Source organism: Mucilaginibacter sp. A5337, from assembly GCF_059690695.1.
Genome location: NZ_JCAWEC010000002.1, coordinates 1,208,605 through 1,224,543, shown reverse-complemented (window position 1 = coordinate 1,224,543; position 15,939 = coordinate 1,208,605). Strand labels below are relative to the sequence as shown.

The window sequence follows — 15,939 nt, the reverse complement described above, 5'->3', positions numbered from 1 at the left end:
ATACCAATATCGGTATTGATTACGCTTTCAGTAAAGGCTACAGCGCGGTTATATTGAATATCGGCGAATCATTTTAAAATTATTTCTACTGTATTAAATCTTGAACTTGTTTTATAAACCTACTATGCTGACTTTGGATGAATTTAACAGGCTGAATAAACACGATCAGGAAGAGGTAATCTGGAGTGGCACATTTTTAGCTGACCGCGAAGAAAATGGGCTGATCGTACGATTGTATGGATTAAAAAGTTTTTACGGAGAGGTTTTTTATGACGCCCATACCAATAAAGTTTTACAGGTTAAAGCGTTTGATACAACAGACAAGTTGTTGCCTTATCTTGCGCATATCAAATTTAGTCTGCAATAGATTTCTCCAAAATAAACATCTATCATAATAAAAAAAATATCAGTTGTGCCAATATTTCGGAGCCATTGATCAACGCATTCCGAAAAAGAGCATGGAGTGTTCCGTTACACGTTGAACATTATAACTCGCTGGTTCGATATTAAAAATTAAAATTCATAAACACAATTCGTTGGTCTAATGCGGTGCGGAATATCACGGTCAAGCAAGTTGGAATGCCCAACTCCGGTGTGTTGACGGATTACTTCGCCTCAAAGTATTGCTTTAACATGTTAAAAGCATTTTATTGCAGAATAAATGACTTTAACAAATCGAGAATCTAACCGTTATGATGGGGTTAATAGTTTTAAATCATTGATAAAATGGTTCGACCCAAAACGGGTTAGATGTTCTGAAATCGGTCTTAAACATCAAAGAGAGCGGCAAACCTTTTAAGGTCATCTAAGAATTGGTTCGTGTGGATGACGGGTTTGAGTACTATTTTAGGCAAGTTGCCAACTTTGTTGGCAACTTTTTTTATGAGGAAAATTTTGCTCCTTCTCTCCGGGGATTCCGGAATTAACTATTGGGTTCTATGCATGCGGTTAATTCGGTATATAATAGCAATTTTATGATTTATTGAGGAAGCGTGAACACCATGAGGATGTTTCACGTCCCCCCAATTAGCGTTGTTATTACCCAGGATACGTATTAACCGCAACTTCCAGATCAATAATTTTGAAAACATCTCGATGGCGGGCAGCGTGAACCAAAAATAGAACGTCGTAGGTGCCATAGAGTCTACTGTAATGAATGGTTGTCTTCCATAGCAAAATAGTGCACTGACTTCATAACCGGAACCCATCTGGAAGAAAATGGAATTTTTTAAATAATAAATACATGGGGTATCAGTCCAGGCTCATTATTTCTTTTTACCGCCCGCACCCTGGTCCTCCCTGGAAGTGGTGTTTTTGCCGGCCTGATAATCTGAAACCGCTTTTTTACCCGCAGGGCTGGGTGCTTTTTTGACGTTCTTTGCGCCTCTGTCTTTGCTCATATTACTTGAATTTAGTTAACGGCGGAACTTCCGGACGCATTTGTGTAAGGTAAAAAAATAAATCGAATTTTAACCTTTACTTTAATGTTTTTTAATAAAAGTTAAAAATAAACTGCGCATGTAAAACAATTAAGGCACTGACTTGTCCCCCCTTATATTATTTGCAGATGCGCCGTATGTTAGTTGTTCCGAAAAGTGTTCTTGTAGTAGAAGATGACCATGATATCCGCGAGGTCATAGTCGCTATCTTAGAAGCGGAAGGTTACGAGGTTTCATCCCTCGGCTCAGGAAAGGAGGTCATAGCGACCGTTCAACGCACTTTGCCAGATATCCTCCTGCTGGATGTAATGCTCGGGGATATGGACGGTCGCGACATCTGCAAAGCACTCAAGTCAGCACCGGCCACAAGACAAATGCCCGTGACGATCGTTTCCGCTACACACGGATGGGGAACCTGGCGCGAAAAACAATGTATGGCAGATGACTATTTAGCCAAACCTTTTGATCTCACAGATTTCCTGGCCCGGGTCAGCGGCCTGGCCAATCGCGCTGTAGCCTAAGTTCTCACTCAAAAATCAAACCCAAACATGAAAAACCGTTCCTTTATGTGCTTTTACCGAGTTTACAAACATGATACCGCTGTTACTGAAGTAAGGTCCAATGATTTCAAACCCTGCACTCGCGTTAAGTTTAAACGTGGCCTGCCTATCGAGCAAACTGCGGATGGAACGGCCGGCACTCACCAGTTCTATTATGCCCTGCCACCTGATGAACTGATGTTTTACGGTTATTTAGATAAAGCACAGGCCATGGAAAAAGCCAAGGCCGGTGCGCTGGTTTATATAAGTCAAATGATCACCGATGTAGAACAGGGGATCAAAAGGCTCATCCAGTACCGGCGGGATCATTACGAAGACCTGAATATCAATTTGCTTGACGCGCAAATCAGTAAATTCCGGAACAGCATGAACATGAAGTAAAAAAATCTGATAAGGATGAACAGAAGATTCAAAACGAGAACGCCAGATGACCGCTCTATCGATATTGATGATGAGTACGCATTGGAGATGTGGAGCCGCGAATTAAATGTCACAACGACCAGGCTCAAGGCAGCTGTAATAGCGGCGGGAGCCGCGGTGGATGATGTCAGGAAACAGCTTAACCGGCCAGGAGCTGGTTAACAACAAATTTTTACATATACCTGAACATATCATTCCTGAGCGCATAATGCCGTAAATGCTGAAGCGCTTTATCTTTTATCTGGCGTACCCGTTCACGGGTTAGCTGGTACCGGCTACCGATCTCTTCAAGGGTGTAAGGCTGTGCCTGTCCGATACCGAAAAACAGAATGAGAATGTCCCGTTCGCGCTCCGGCAGATGCTTTAAAACGCCGTTCATGGCAATCGATAACGAATCATGTATTAAAAGGTCGTCGGTCGCTTTGCCGTCAGCTGCCAGCAGATCTATCAAGGAACTTTCACTCTCATCATTGATTTTGGCATCCAACGATAAGGATCGCCGGGATTTGCTGATGAGATCAGCGATGCTTTCCGCCGACTGCTCCATGGCGGCCGCTAATTCTTCAACGGAGGGCTCGCGCTCAAACTCCTGCTCCAGTTGCGAAGCCTGACGATGAAGACGGCTTAACGCACCGATCTGGTTAGCAGGCAAACGCACTACCCTGGATTGCTCCGCGATAGCCTGCATAATGCCCTGGCGTATCCACCATACCGCATAGGATATGAACTTAAAACCCTTCGTTTCGTCAAACTTGTGCGCCGCTTTTATTAGGCCGAGATTTCCCTCATTGATCAGATCGTTGAGTGAGAGCCCACGGTTTTGAAATTTTTTGGATACCGATACGACAAAGCGCAGGTTAGCTCTGGTCAGTTTATGCAATGCCGCCTGGTCGCCGTTGCGGATCAGCCGGGTGAGTGTCACTTCTTCATCTGCCGTCACCATATCGATCTTACCGATATCGTTAAGATATTGCTCCAGTGCCCTGCTGTCGCGGTTGGTAATGGCCGGTGTGATCTTCAGCTGCCTCATTGGTTCAGGTATTTATTAACGAAGTTTTGCTTATCATCCCGGTAATGGCTTACAGCACCTAAACGATATAGCAGCCGGATATATAGCCAGGCCATGTCCAGTTGATATGCTTTAAAACCGCTGCGGGCGCTTTTGGGATAAAGGTGATGATTATTATGCCATTCCCCGGCTACCAGTCCCGGCCATAACTGGTTGACCGAAAGATCAGACCGGTTATAGTCGATGCCTTCCCGTTGCTTGTCGTGCCCGTTGCCATGACCATCATAGTTAAAAGTACGTACCCCAACAGCCCAGACACCGGCCGAAGCAAACAAAGAGCAGGCCAGGGCGTGCCCGCCGGCAAGGTAAAAGATGGCGTACCAGAACGACCAGTTAATTACCCAGGTAGCGAGTGTAGCCAGCGGTCGGGCATATGATCCCCAAAACTGGTATTGCCGGTAAGAATTACCCAGTATACCGGTATGCGCCATTAAGCGTGTAACGCGATTATAATCATCTTCACTGAGATCCCGGGCGATTGGCTGATGATTAACATCGGCCAGAAAGCAGTACCAAAAACCACCCTGGGCATTGTAAGGGTCGCCGGGCTGGTCTGATTTGGCGTGATGTACGTGGTGAGAGATCACATAGATCTCTTCAGGTATGATATTGAGCGTCAGCTGCCTTGTGATAAAGCGCCAGAAAGCATTGCTGAACCGGTAGGCGCCATGGGTGCAATAGCGGTGGTGCCAGACCGTGCCATGGGTGCCCATAATGATCATTCCATAAACAAATGCGGCCAGCAGCATCCACCAGCTGAAAAAATGGAACACAAAAAGTAAAAAGAATGGAAGCAGGCAAAGTACCTTTAACCAGCTTATAAAAGCAAGCCAGTTTTTTCGGTTCCGAAATACATTCAGCCTGCAGAGGAATTCTCGTAATATAGCACGTTTGCCGGGGCGCGTTAACTCCCCACGGGCATCCTGCCAACCATATGTAGGCGGTTGAAGCACCTGATCTAAAAAAGCCATTGCTTGAAAATTAAATTACTAACGGGTATGCCTGTCGGGGTAAGCGGCCAATTGACGCTTTTGATCACTGATGAGGCTTGTATCGGTCAAAGCGGAATCAGCAGAGGAAAGAGACTGCCTTAATTTGTTCTTGATGTCCTTGTAAGCGCTGAGTAGGCCTGGGGAATGTAAACGAAGCGATACGATCGGATGGTGTATCCTTTTGAGCCACGCCATTTCCTGATCGGTGACCAGTTCCACTGTCCATGATTCATCCGGCTTGAACCCGTGTTCCTTCGCCTCGTTCTTCAGATCAAACAAAAAAAGGTTTACCTGGATTTCCAGCGACCGCCTGGATACGACTGTATTACTTGCAGATCTTACAATGTTATTCATTCATATTGCCTGACTCGGAATTTAACTTAAAAATTACCTGAATCAGTTAAGGGTAATGCCTAAGAGGATCGCTCGGGTGCGTATTTTTTAAATATACGTTTAAAATGGCATATTAACCCTTGAAAACAATAATTTAAATTTATTTTTAATTTTTTTATCAAAAGTTAAATTATTGCCAATAGTAAAGCCTACCTTGCGAACTTACATAAACAATTTAAATGCAAAAAGAAGGAACAGTGAAATTTTTCAACGACTCGAAGGGTTTCGGATTTATTTCACAAAGTGATACAAGAACTGATGTTTTTGTACACTCGACAGGTCTTATCGATCAGATCCGCGAAAATGATCAAGTTAGTTTTGACGTAGAAAACGGTAAGAAAGGTCTAAACGCAGTGAACGTAAAATTAATTTAATTATCACTATAATATTTACGATGACACCTGCCTTTAAAAGAGGCAGGTGTTTTGTTTTTATATCCCTTCCATCTACTTCATAACTATGGCAAAATCCAACGAAACGTTCAATAAAAAAGAAAAAGAGAAAAAGCGACTAAAAAAGCAGCGGGATAAAAAAGACCGCGCCCAAGAGCGAAAAGCCAATTCGGACAAGGGCAAAACCCTCGAGGAAATGATGGCCTATCCCGACGAAAATGGCGACCTCAACGCAACACCGCCTAACGGGGTTGCCTTTACCGGGGCAGACGCATCTGCGATCCTGATCTCTACACCGAAAAAGCAGCACGATCCGGAAGAAACAAACAAGGGCATTATCAGCTTTTTCAACACCGCTAAAGGCTTCGGGTTTATCCGGGAAGAGCACACTCATCAAAATGTGTTTTTCCACTTCAACGAACTCACTTATCCAGCTAAGGAAAATGACCGGGTGCAGTACACCACCGCTAAAAGCCCTAAAGGGTTAACCGCTGTTCAGGTGAAAAGGCGTTAGTAAGGTCGGTTTACGAGGGCGAGCATCTCGTAGAATCAACTGATATTTATGCGGACTTCTGCTGAGTACACATCACGGTATTGAGCCTGATCCGGTTTCAAATTCAGTAACAAATTTAGGTGAGCTTCCAACATATGAGTGGTTGCTCCAATTTATTCCCGACCTTTTACTCCTTATTTCCCAGCAAAACAATTAGCAATCTACCGATGGCTAACCCATTCGCTGTCTATATCGTTGAAATTTTGGCATTTTGATTTCATCCCCTTAAATAATCAGGATTATAGACTAAACATTAAAAAATGATGTGAAATTACCCGTCTGGTGCACCAATCAATACTAATGCCCTTTTCGGGTCACGCTTCCTGCTTGGGCCATTATTTTAGACATCTTTATTTAACGGTCAAATCGGTCGCTAACAGTAAGGTGATCTCGGATTATGCTGAACGTATGAGATACCTGACTATCTTAAGGGCGCAGTTATCGAACCAAGAGCAAATACTTTTGTTTTATAATTGGCTAAGTGGCTATGGCGGCGATTGGGAAATAATAAGCATTCTTTTCTGACAGATTACAAAATGATTCATAATCTTTGGCACGACGCGTTATTCGACGACGATTACATTAATGCCAAGGTGGACTTTTTAAGAAACAAGCTAGTGGTACATCGGGCAGGAAAAATGTTTGAAATCGATAGAAGATAAGCATCATTGTAATAATTGCGACCAATACGGCGTAGAGAACGGTCTTTGCAAAATTGCAAACGCCATGTATTTATTAGTCGTTAATTTTCGGTTAAAGCCAATATGGGCCATTTTTGGTCAGAGTAAATTGGGAATTACAAATCTTAAAAGCAGCATTAATTCAATGTTCGTTAATTGATAATCATGGTAATAGATTTAAATCCTTAATAAATTGGTTCGAGCCCATTAGGGCGCACAAAACGGTCTTTACGGTACGTAAAGGCCGTTTTTCTATTTACCCATTTTTGCAGCCTGCGCTTAAAGGAAATTGACGCACTTTTTGGTTCGAGCACAACTGGGTTGCATATCTTAAAAACGTCGTTTAACAGCAAAGAGATCATATGATGGATATTTTCCATTTACCGTTCATTGCCAACTTTCGATGGTACACTATTGGGAATAAGTTACTCTATCAGTCTCTTTGGGTGTTAAAGCTACCTCATATTTGCAATTCCATTCTTTTATACTTTCTAGAATTGGCAAAAAAGCTAAGCCTTTTTCAGACAACTTATATTCTACCCTGGGCGGTAGTTCTTTATATGCCAATCTTTCCAATAGTCCGTCTTCTTCCAACTCTTTAAGTTGTTCGGTCAGTACTTTCCTTGAAATGAGCGGTATAATGGAATCCAACTGACCAAAACGAACGGTACGGGTGCCAATCACATTGATGATAATCGGCTTCCATTTATTACCAATAGTGCCGATCGCCCTGGTAAAGGGGCAATTTGAAGCGCAAAATCTCTCGTCTCTCATATTCTCAAATTTGTAGTTACCTGGCAGTAACCAGAATAACCTATATTAGTTACAAATATAAACTAATGATAGTAACTTTGCGAAACAAATATAATATCAAATTAAAAATGAGCAGATTAACAAATAAAGTTACCGTAATCACGGGCGGTAATAGCGGCATTGGATTGGGCATCGCCTTGGAATTCAAAAATGAAGGTGCAAAGGGAGTTATCGTCGGCAGAAATCAGGAAACTTTGGATAGCGCTGTGGCGAAACTGGGGGATGATTTTATCGCCATCAACGCCGATGTGACCAACCTGGCCGACCTGGACAGGGTATTTAAGGATACCGCTGAAAAGTTTGGCAAGATAGACGTCATTGTTGCCAATGCGGGTGTTGGAGCGGTAGGAACTGTGGCAACTTTTGATGAAGATGCGTTTGACAAGGCCATTGACCTGAACCTGAAAAGTGTTTACTTCACGGTTCAGAAAGCACTGCCCTATATGAATGACGGTGGTTCGATCATTTTGATCGGGTCTAATGCGGCACACCGGGCCTATGCGGATTTTACGCTGTACGGAGCTGCAAAAGCGGCGGTGATCTATTTAGCGAAAGGGTTTTCAAGCGACCTTTTAAATAGAAAGATCAGGGCTAATGTGATCACACCAGGCACCACAGATACACCGGCATTTGACAAGTTTGTTCCCGCAGAACAAATGGAAGCGGTAAAAAAACACTTTGCTGATCAAATGCCGATCGGCAGGATCGGGCAACCTGCTGACATTGGTAAAACAGCGGTTTTCCTGGCTTCTGATGATTCTTCGTTTATGTTGGGTGCAGAACTCCTTGTGGATGGCGGCATGACCTATTTATCAAAATAATTTAAAAACTTCAAAATGAATAATTCAGAAAACAACGTTGCAAAAAGCTACGCGATTATCGGCTTTGGCAAGATCGGCAAGGCCCTGGGAAAGGCGTTCGCCCGTAAAGGCATCGAAGTATCCGTTGCCACCACGCGTGACCCGGAAAGCTTTGCCTCCGATGCGGCCGCGATCGGCCCGGAGATCATTCCCACAACATTGGCGGAAGCCGTCAAGGCGGACGTTATCTTTTTAGCGGTGCGTTTTGAATCCCACCCGGATGTCGCTAAGGCGCTGCCCAACTGGCAGAGGAAGACCATCGTTGATGTGACCAATGCCTACGGCGTGCCCCCGGAAAAACTCGGAGGGTTGCCGTCTGCCAAATTCGTTGCGCAGGCCTTCGCCGGTGGCAAACTGGTTAAGGGCTTTAACCATTTGGGAGCTGCAATCCTTGGGCAGGATCCGGCCGTACATGGTGGCAGGAGAGTCGTATTCCTCGCGAGCGACGATGAAGGGTCAGCAGGAGAGATTAGTGCGCTTGCAGAAGATCTCGGCTTCGCGCCAGTCCAACTTGGCGGGCTGTCGGAAGGCGGCCTGCTGGTACAGGCACAAGGAAATAATTGGGGACGGTTGATCTTCCAGGACCTGATTAAGTTTAAATCTTAAATAATAGAAACAATGAATAAATTAGAAAACAAAGTAGCGGTAGTTACTGGTGCATCAAAAGGAATAGGCGCAGCGATCGCCAAACATTTTGCTGCAGCCGGCGCAAAAGTAGTGGTGAATTATGCGACCAGCAAAGAAGGCGCAGATAAAGTAGTTAAGGAGATCACGGATAACGGCGGCACAGCCATCGCAGTTCAGGCCGATGTTTCGAATGAAGCCGATGTAACCAGGTTATTTGAAGAAACCAGGAAGGCTTTCGGCGCACTGGACGTTATAGTAAATAACGCGGTAGCTCAAGGATACGCACCTATCGAACAGATTTCGGTGGAGGCATTTCACCAAAGTTTCAATGTCAATGTTTTAGGGCCTATACTGACTATCCAGGCTGCGTTGAAACTTTTTGGCGACAAGGGCGGAAACATTATCAATATCAGTTCCGGCGCGAGTAAGTATCCGCTGCCGAATGCGTCATTATACTCTTCAACTAAAGCCGCATTGGATGCCTTTACCATTGCTTTGTCGAAAGAACTGGGCGCAAAAAATGTTCGGATCAATTCTATTTTACCGGGCGCTACAGATACGGAAGGTGCCGCCAATGCAGGCGTCACCGCCGGCAGCGAGTATGAAAGGATGTTTGTCGAAAAAACACCGCTGGGCCGTAGGGGCCAGCCCGCAGATATCGCGAAAGCAGCCGTTTTTCTGGCATCCGATGATGCAGCCTGGATCACTGGTGAGCTGATTTCCGTTTCGGGTGGTATGTATGGTTTTTAAATTCATAACGCCCCAAAATGAAAGACGATGGACCGAATAATTGATTGACGGTGGTTTCACCAACTACGCACTAAAAGAAATGTTTCCAAGTATAAGTTCCTTTCAATCCCTGTTTCTTCCAGAACAGGGATTTTTTGTTACTTCAAAAGACCTATATTAACAAATAGCAATTGACGATAATTCCTCAAATCATCAAAAAAATGGTTCGAGAAGCGCACAGTTGGGTGCACCCTAATGGGCTCGAACCTGTAGAAAAAACATTAAACCACTAAAATTACCTTTTCTCCGTTGCTAAAACTCGTCATCAGATTGAACAATGTTTTCAGGTTCGACCTAAAACGGGTTAGGTCTTCCAAAATCGGCCTTAATCATCAAATAGAGCCACAAACCGTTTAAGGTCATCTATAAATTGGTTCGTGTAGACAACGGGTTTGAGTACAAATCACTTACCGTAAGTTGAACGTATGTTTAGCTTACGGTTTTTTTGTATATGGAGCTATTTGTACTTTTATAACGATGTCATTACTCGAATAGATATTGGACTAAGCGATGTAAAAAAGGAACTAAGAAGGCTTGACAAAGACAAACTCATTAACCTTATTTCGGATTTATACACAAAAAACAAATCTGTTAAAGAATTTCTTGATTTCTATGCAACTCCGAATGAAAATGAGTTATTCAACAAATACCGCAATAAGGTTTATGAAGCATTTTATCCAAAACGAGGTTTTAATTATAACCTTAAAGATGGCAAACAGGCTATAGCTGATTTCAAAAAATTAGGAACTTCTTCGCAATGGATTGCAGACATAATGCTCTTTTATGTGGAAACTGGTGTACAATTTACTAATGACTTTGGAGACATTAACGAGCCTTTTTATTCAAGTATGGAGTCTACTTATCTCGCAGCTTTGAAATTTATGAAGAGTGAGGCTTTATTGGATACGTTTTATGATAGAGCAAGTAAGATTATAGATAATACTATTAACATAGGATGGGGTTTTCACGATTGCTTAATTGATATTTATTACCAATTTTATGATGACGAATAAATAACACCTGATAAATTATCAAGCACTTACCCTAAGTTGAAAGTGATATTCATATCTTTCTTAATTTCTACTATCTATCTCTTTTTTAACTTCTGCTATTAGCTGTTCCTCAGTAGGCAGGTACAATTTATATTCACTTGCAAAAATGGTCTTATTATTTTCAGGCAAGGATATTTTAACAACAGCGTTGTTCTTTTCAGCACATAGTAAGATACCTATGGTTGGATTTTCAAAGTCTTTCTTTTCGTACCTGTCATAATAGTTGACGTACATCTGTAGTTGACCAATGTCTTGGTGAGTGAATTTTGAGGTCTTGATCTCTATAATTACGAAGCATTGTAGGAGGCGGTTGTAAAAAACAAGATCAATAAAAAAACTCATCTCCCTCGATATGTAATCGCTTTTGCCTTGCAACAAAAGCGAAGCCGTTACCCATTTCCAACAAGAAATCATGCAAGTGTGTAATAATGGCTTGTTCCAGGTCTTTTTCATAGTAAGAAGCCTCACGGTGTAATCCTAAAAATTCAAGATACATAGGGTCTTTAATGATCTCTTTGGCATCAGACGGTTTTCTTTCGTCCCGAGCAACAGCTAATACACTATCTTTATCATTGCTCATCAATAGCCTTTCCCATAGGCTACTATGGATTTGACGTTCTAATTGGCGTACCGTCCAATTATTCTTAATTGTTTCAGCTACATAAAAGTCGCGCTTATCTTGACTATCAAGCCTGATAATAACTTTATACTGGCTCCAGCTCAATTGCGAATACACTGTATTCGCAATTGGGAATGTCCTATAAAATTGCCGAAATAATTCTATTTGGCGTTTAGAGAAACCGCTACCATATTCCGGTTCTAATTGGTCTGCAATAAATTTAGTTAAGTAGTTGCCATAGTCAGCCCGGTCTTTTCCTTGCTGTTCTTCTTCAAAGATGCGCTGCCCAATTTGCCAATACATTAATGTACGTTCATGGTCAACCAGCCGGATCGCTTTATCCTTAGCCTGAAGAATTATAGCTTGGATGTCAGCAATGACCGATTTATTGATAAGCATAGTAATTTGGATTATAGGTAATTGTCAAATTTACAAAATACGGACGGTTTACCTAAATTTGAATATTACTAAACATCCACCTTTGATGAAAGATAACCGATTGAGTTTATACAAGTCCTTATTCAAAGGTAGAGAAGATGTATTTGCACTAAGGTGGGAAAAAGCTGGCAAAAGCAGTTATATGCCAGCTTACAGCTTTGACCCGCATCGGTATAAGCTACACCAAATGAAAGGTGGTACTTTTCAAACCTTTGCCGATAAAACATATCAGCCATTAACAGACGATCATTTAATTAAACACCTTAGAGGTGACCAGACTGTTGGTTTATACCCTTTGTTGCAGGATAATAGATCCTGGTTTATTGCTGCAGATTTTGATGAAGCGGATTGGATAGAGGAATGCAGGATATTTATTAAGATCTGTGAAGAATATGATATACCTGCCTACTTAGAACGTTCGCGTTCCGGCAAAGGCGGTCACGTATGGATATTTTTTGAAGAACCGTATGAAGCCTTTAGAAGTAGAAAGATAATGCTGTCGCTATTGCAGAAGTCGGGGATTATTTCTGTTTTCGATAAAAACTCGAGTTTCGACCGGCTTTTCCCCAATCAAGATTATCACTCGAAAAAAGGATTAGGTAACCTGATTGCTTTGCCTTTAAATAAAACAGGTTTAAATAATGGTAATGGCTGTTTTATCGATCCTGTAACCTTACAACCATTTGACGACCAGTGGGCATTTTTAAAAACGATCAATAGGATCGCAATAAGCCAACTGAATTCTATCTATAAAGATCAAACCGATCAGGATGAAATTTCTACAGGGCTGTTTCAAAAGGAGAAACCCATTACAGGAAAGTTGTCAATTGTATTACGTAATGAAATTCACATTGGCAGGGCAGGATTACCTGTAGCACTTATAGCTTTTTTAAAGGATGAGTTAAACTTTGCCAATACTGAATACCAGGTAAAAAAGAACATTAACAAAAATACATTTGGTATAAAGCGCTATTTTAAAATACTTAACGAAACATCAGAATCGATCTCTATTCCCAGAGGTTTTATCGGCCGATTATTACGATTTTGCAAAGAATAGCAAATTGAATATATCCTTGAAGATCAACGGAAAAAGGCAGAAACGATCATATTCAAAGGCTCTATAACACTACGGGAGTATCAAATATTCGCGCAACAAGCAGCTACTAAAAAGGATTTTGGAGTTATTGTTGCTCCACCCGGCTCCGGTAAAACTGTATTGAGTTTAGCTATCATAAAATACAAACAGCAACCGGCGCTCATTTTAGTTCATCGTAAGCAGTTGGCCGATCAATGGATAGAGCGTATAGAGTCGTTCTTGGGTATCCCGAAAAAAGATATAGGCTGTATTGGACAGGGGAAAAATAAAATAGGCAAACACATCACAGTCGCCATGATTCAAAGTATGGAAAAAGCGCTGGATACAGCAGAATCTCCGAAATTGAACAACGCTTTTGGTACTGTTATTATTGATGAGTGCCACCATATTCCAGCGGAAACCTTTCAGCGGGTTATCGGAAAACTAAATAGTTATTACATGTACGGGTTGACTGCCACACCATTCAGAAAATATAACGATTGTAAACTAATATTTATTTATTTATTTGGGCGAGATCATCCATGAGGTGAAAGCACCTGAAGTACAAAACCAAATTGGTAGTCGAATCATTGTCAGAGATACCGACTTGTTTGTTCCATTCAACATTAAGACAGATAAGTTTGAAACCCTTTTTAAGATCTTGATACATGATTCAGCGCGGAACCAACTTATTTTGAATGATGTAGTGTCGCAGTTGAACTTAGGTAAAAAAGCTGTTATAATAACAGAGCGAAAGGATCATATTGGTTCGCTTCAACAATATTTAAAACAACAATACGACACTATTGCATTGAGTGGCGAAGATTCCGACTTAAGTAAAAAATCGAAGTGGGCGGCCATAAATAAAGGTGATTTTCAGATGCTGATCACAACGGGCCAGTATTTTGGAGAAGGAACTGATATTCAAAATATATCGTGTTTGTTTTTGGTCTACCCATTCGCTTTTGAGGGTAAACTCATTCAATATATTGGCAGAGTACAACGATCAGAAGTATCACCCGTTATCTATGATTATCGAGACCACAAGATAAGCTATCTGGAAAGACTATTTCAGAAAAGAAACCTGTACTATAAAGAACTTGATAAAAGCGGCCTAACAAATCCAATAGATGAAAGCGAAATAGTAAGTAGTCAAATAAACGAGAAAATCGAGGTGACGATCGAACAATTAGAATTTAGATTTGGTAGTATTGCTTTTAAGCATGTCATTGCTGACTTTAATAATAAAGAAGTTGAGTTTGAAATAGAGAATTTAAATGTCAGACCAGAGTTCGCCGTTCTCAAGCCGTACTTTATTCGATTTCTAAAAAGTACAACTGTGTTAGTCAGCATCCGGGCTACGTTCCAACATAACAGACTAGTCTTTAAATCAGCGACCTCAAACGACCTTGATAAAATAAACCACGAGGTTATTGAAAGTGTAAAGTTTCGTTTTTTAAATAAAGAGATCATAAAAGGTGTCCGGGCCAGCGAAGAAAATATATTGGATGCCGGGCAAGTGCAAGGCGACAGTGAGCAATTAATTTATACCAACGAAGATGATTTACTGGAAAATATACTGGCACTTAAACAGTATAAACACCATAGCCATATCCGGTATCTTTCCCAGAAACATGAAAGATCTATATTAAAGCTCCGCTTTGTATTGGAGCCATTTTCATTTGTGTTTCTACTTTCCGGCAATAATCAATATCACTTGGTGTGGGAAACATTAGACACTGAAGAAGCAACCTATATATGGCACATTGAAAAATCTATTTACGAACTTGAACGGAGTATAAAGCGAATAGACGGTTTGCTCGGCCAAATAAGGACAAAAGGGCGACAGCAATATCTTGAAACTAATCCTGAGCATTTTAGCCGCATCGTACATGATTATTCGGATCACGCTAAAGGTTTAATTACATGGAAAGACTTATTGGAAGAAAAACTATTCTAAAAAAGCAGCAATAGTTAATGCGTTATTTATCAATATATCCTGTCCCCTTACTCTTTAAACCCCAATTCATCCGCGCCACGCGTTTCAAATGATCTCTAAATCGGTTCGTATGTATAAGGGACAAGAGTACATCTGATAGATGTAGAAGGCTGTAAGCTAATAGCTTACAGCCTTTCTTTCTTTTTTCTTACATATCATTTTAGTAATATTTTTGGATCAGGCAGGATTAGTCGGCAAAGTTTGTGACGGATATTTAAGCGTTAGATACTTGCAAAGAAAATCATCCTTTCTTTGCAACCAATTGCCCGGATTATTCGTCTAAAATAAAAAATACACCTATGAAAATATTATCTGCCATTTTTATCACTGCATTGCCATTAGGCCTTTTTGCACAAACCGGGAATCATCTCCCGGTTAATTCATATGAAAAACTAAGTTTTGAAAACGCCGGTTTTTTAGTGAGGGACTATTATATACCTCTTGATGGCAATATCAATAACGACAGAAGCGCAATGTACCTGTCAAAAAAGCCCGGTATGGATGATGTTTTAAAAGCTGCAACCACATTTAAAACAGATTCTTTCACGGTTGAAAAGGACAAAAAAGTTCTTTATTCCATAATCCTTCATATCGATCCTTCATCCAGCTATTTTGCAGTCACAAACATAAGCACAGGAAAACAGCGAAATTTCCCCTGCAAATTTGATGGGGTTATATCGGCCAACAGAGCTATTGAAATAACCGGAAAGCGTTATGATAAAAATGGCTCCGTTGTTGACGGGATATTGAATTTCAATTCAGCACAATATAAGATTGTATCGAATAAAGAAATTGAAACAACAATAACCGGTATCCTCAATAATAACAAACTATAGTGGTACCCGGTTAGAAAATAACAAAGGCTGTTCCGGAAAGCGGAACAGCCTTTTGCTGTTTTCACGAGGTATTGCAGGGTTTAAAAGATGCTTTTATTTCAGGCTGCAAGGTTGTTAATTGCACATTTATCATTGCATGAATTATAGGTGCCACAGGCGGTAAGCTCAGAGCATGATCCTGAATGGGTTGCACATTCATTAACGCTACGTACCCCTCCGTAAAGCAGATCCATGACTTCGCCATTTAGTATGGTTACCTGGCTTTGCGGGGCTGTTGCAGCCTTACTTAAGGTGTTTTGAAATAATGATTTAAGAGATTTTGATTTCATGGTT

The 15,939-nt window shown here is 41.3% G+C and carries 22 protein-coding genes; 15 read left to right on the top strand and 7 right to left on the bottom strand.

Annotated elements, in window-relative coordinates; genetic code table 11:
* Positions 1-124 precede the first annotated feature (124 nt).
* Positions 125-367, top strand: coding sequence for a hypothetical protein (locus tag AC59JO_RS09865; protein WP_497305033.1), 243 nt, complete (start codon positions 125-127; stop codon positions 365-367).
* Positions 368-1,265: 898 nt separating this feature from the next.
* Here the strand turns inward: AC59JO_RS09865 and AC59JO_RS09860 are convergent.
* Positions 1,266-1,400 carry a hypothetical protein gene (locus AC59JO_RS09860; RefSeq protein ID WP_497305031.1) on the bottom strand — a complete coding sequence of 45 codons (135 nt, stop codon included), beginning with the start codon at positions 1,398-1,400 and terminating at the stop codon, positions 1,266-1,268.
* A gap of 167 nt (positions 1,401-1,567) precedes the next feature.
* On the opposite strand from AC59JO_RS09860, the gene AC59JO_RS09855 reads away from it, so the two are divergent.
* From AC59JO_RS09855 to AC59JO_RS09845, 3 genes are read left to right on the top strand one after another with little or no spacing between them, the layout of a single operon-like run.
* Positions 1,568-1,960 (top strand): response regulator, encoded by a 393-nt coding sequence (locus AC59JO_RS09855; RefSeq protein WP_497305029.1) that lies wholly within the window; start codon positions 1,568-1,570, stop codon positions 1,958-1,960.
* A 27-nt stretch (positions 1,961-1,987) separates the two neighbouring features.
* On the top strand, positions 1,988-2,380 hold the full coding sequence (locus AC59JO_RS09850; RefSeq protein WP_497305027.1) for a hypothetical protein: 393 nt from the start codon (positions 1,988-1,990) through the stop codon (positions 2,378-2,380).
* A 15-nt stretch (positions 2,381-2,395) separates the two neighbouring features.
* Positions 2,396-2,581 carry a DUF3606 domain-containing protein gene (locus tag AC59JO_RS09845; protein ID WP_497305025.1) on the top strand — a complete coding sequence of 62 codons (186 nt, stop codon included), beginning with the start codon at positions 2,396-2,398 and terminating at the stop codon, positions 2,579-2,581.
* Between the two features lie 10 nt (positions 2,582-2,591).
* On the opposite strand, the gene AC59JO_RS09840 is transcribed toward AC59JO_RS09845, so the two are convergent.
* Together AC59JO_RS09840 and AC59JO_RS09835 are read right to left on the bottom strand one after the other, a co-directional pair.
* Positions 2,592-3,449, bottom strand: coding sequence for a sigma-70 family RNA polymerase sigma factor (locus AC59JO_RS09840; RefSeq protein WP_497305023.1), 858 nt, complete (start codon positions 3,447-3,449; stop codon positions 2,592-2,594).
* Entirely contained in the window at positions 3,446-4,459 is a 1,014-nt protein-coding gene (locus AC59JO_RS09835) for a fatty acid desaturase (protein WP_497305021.1), read from the bottom strand. The genes AC59JO_RS09840 and AC59JO_RS09835 overlap by 4 nt, the downstream gene beginning before the upstream one ends.
* A gap of 593 nt (positions 4,460-5,052) precedes the next feature.
* Between AC59JO_RS09835 and AC59JO_RS09830 the strand changes: the two genes are divergently transcribed.
* From AC59JO_RS09830 to AC59JO_RS09820, 3 genes are all read left to right on the top strand, one after another.
* Positions 5,053-5,247: a cold-shock protein gene (locus AC59JO_RS09830; protein WP_497305019.1), complete on the top strand. Its 195-nt coding sequence runs from the start codon at positions 5,053-5,055 to the stop codon at positions 5,245-5,247.
* Positions 5,248-5,332: 85 nt separating this feature from the next.
* Positions 5,333-5,779 (top strand): cold-shock protein, encoded by a 447-nt coding sequence (locus AC59JO_RS09825; protein WP_497305017.1) that lies wholly within the window; start codon positions 5,333-5,335, stop codon positions 5,777-5,779.
* A 339-nt stretch (positions 5,780-6,118) separates the two neighbouring features.
* Complete coding sequence (locus AC59JO_RS09820; protein ID WP_497305015.1) at positions 6,119-6,343, top strand: putative phage abortive infection protein; 225 nt, start codon at positions 6,119-6,121, stop codon at positions 6,341-6,343.
* 566 nt (positions 6,344-6,909) lie between these two features.
* On the opposite strand, the gene AC59JO_RS09815 is transcribed toward AC59JO_RS09820, so the two are convergent.
* Positions 6,910-7,272: a winged helix-turn-helix transcriptional regulator gene (locus AC59JO_RS09815; protein ID WP_497305013.1), complete on the bottom strand. Its 363-nt coding sequence runs from the start codon at positions 7,270-7,272 to the stop codon at positions 6,910-6,912.
* A gap of 107 nt (positions 7,273-7,379) precedes the next feature.
* Between AC59JO_RS09815 and AC59JO_RS09810 the strand changes: the two genes are divergently transcribed.
* The 4 genes from AC59JO_RS09810 (at position 7,380) to AC59JO_RS09795 (ending at position 10,600) form a co-directional block, all read left to right on the top strand.
* Positions 7,380-8,132: an SDR family NAD(P)-dependent oxidoreductase gene (locus tag AC59JO_RS09810; RefSeq protein WP_497305011.1), complete on the top strand. Its 753-nt coding sequence runs from the start codon at positions 7,380-7,382 to the stop codon at positions 8,130-8,132.
* Between the two features lie 15 nt (positions 8,133-8,147).
* Entirely contained in the window at positions 8,148-8,777 is a 630-nt protein-coding gene (locus tag AC59JO_RS09805) for an NADPH-dependent F420 reductase (protein ID WP_497305009.1), read from the top strand.
* 12 nt (positions 8,778-8,789) lie between these two features.
* On the top strand, positions 8,790-9,548 hold the full coding sequence (locus AC59JO_RS09800) for an SDR family NAD(P)-dependent oxidoreductase (RefSeq protein ID WP_497305007.1): 759 nt from the start codon (positions 8,790-8,792) through the stop codon (positions 9,546-9,548).
* A gap of 500 nt (positions 9,549-10,048) precedes the next feature.
* Entirely contained in the window at positions 10,049-10,600 is a 552-nt protein-coding gene (locus tag AC59JO_RS09795) for a DUF6155 family protein (protein WP_497305005.1), read from the top strand.
* A 60-nt stretch (positions 10,601-10,660) separates the two neighbouring features.
* On the opposite strand, the gene AC59JO_RS09790 is transcribed toward AC59JO_RS09795, so the two are convergent.
* Both AC59JO_RS09790 and AC59JO_RS09785 read right to left on the bottom strand, forming a co-directional pair.
* Complete coding sequence (locus tag AC59JO_RS09790) at positions 10,661-10,981, bottom strand: PDDEXK nuclease domain-containing protein (RefSeq protein WP_497305003.1); 321 nt, start codon at positions 10,979-10,981, stop codon at positions 10,661-10,663.
* Entirely contained in the window at positions 10,965-11,657 is a 693-nt protein-coding gene (locus AC59JO_RS09785; protein WP_497305001.1) for a PDDEXK nuclease domain-containing protein, read from the bottom strand. Before AC59JO_RS09785 ends, AC59JO_RS09790 begins: the two co-directional genes overlap by 17 nt.
* 85 nt (positions 11,658-11,742) lie before the next feature.
* Between AC59JO_RS09785 and AC59JO_RS09780 the strand changes: the two genes are divergently transcribed.
* From AC59JO_RS09780 to AC59JO_RS09765, 4 genes are all read left to right on the top strand, one after another.
* A complete protein-coding gene (locus AC59JO_RS09780) occupies positions 11,743-12,753 on the top strand; it encodes a TOTE conflict system archaeo-eukaryotic primase domain-containing protein (RefSeq protein WP_497304999.1) in 1,011 nt (336 codons plus the stop codon).
* A 3-nt stretch (positions 12,754-12,756) separates the two neighbouring features.
* On the top strand, positions 12,757-13,317 hold the full coding sequence (locus tag AC59JO_RS09775; RefSeq protein ID WP_497305047.1) for a DEAD/DEAH box helicase: 561 nt from the start codon (positions 12,757-12,759) through the stop codon (positions 13,315-13,317).
* Positions 13,298-14,731, top strand: coding sequence for a DEAD/DEAH box helicase (locus AC59JO_RS09770; protein WP_497304997.1), 1,434 nt, complete (start codon positions 13,298-13,300; stop codon positions 14,729-14,731). The genes AC59JO_RS09775 and AC59JO_RS09770 overlap by 20 nt, the downstream gene beginning before the upstream one ends.
* A 338-nt stretch (positions 14,732-15,069) precedes the next feature.
* Positions 15,070-15,606 (top strand): hypothetical protein, encoded by a 537-nt coding sequence (locus AC59JO_RS09765; RefSeq protein ID WP_497304995.1) that lies wholly within the window; start codon positions 15,070-15,072, stop codon positions 15,604-15,606.
* Between the two features lie 98 nt (positions 15,607-15,704).
* Here the strand turns inward: AC59JO_RS09765 and AC59JO_RS09760 are convergent, their stop codons facing one another.
* The gene (locus AC59JO_RS09760) at positions 15,705-15,935 is read right to left on the bottom strand and encodes a hypothetical protein (RefSeq protein ID WP_413667662.1); all 231 of its coding nucleotides are present in this window, start codon (positions 15,933-15,935) and stop codon (positions 15,705-15,707) included.
* Positions 15,936-15,939 lie beyond the last annotated feature (4 nt).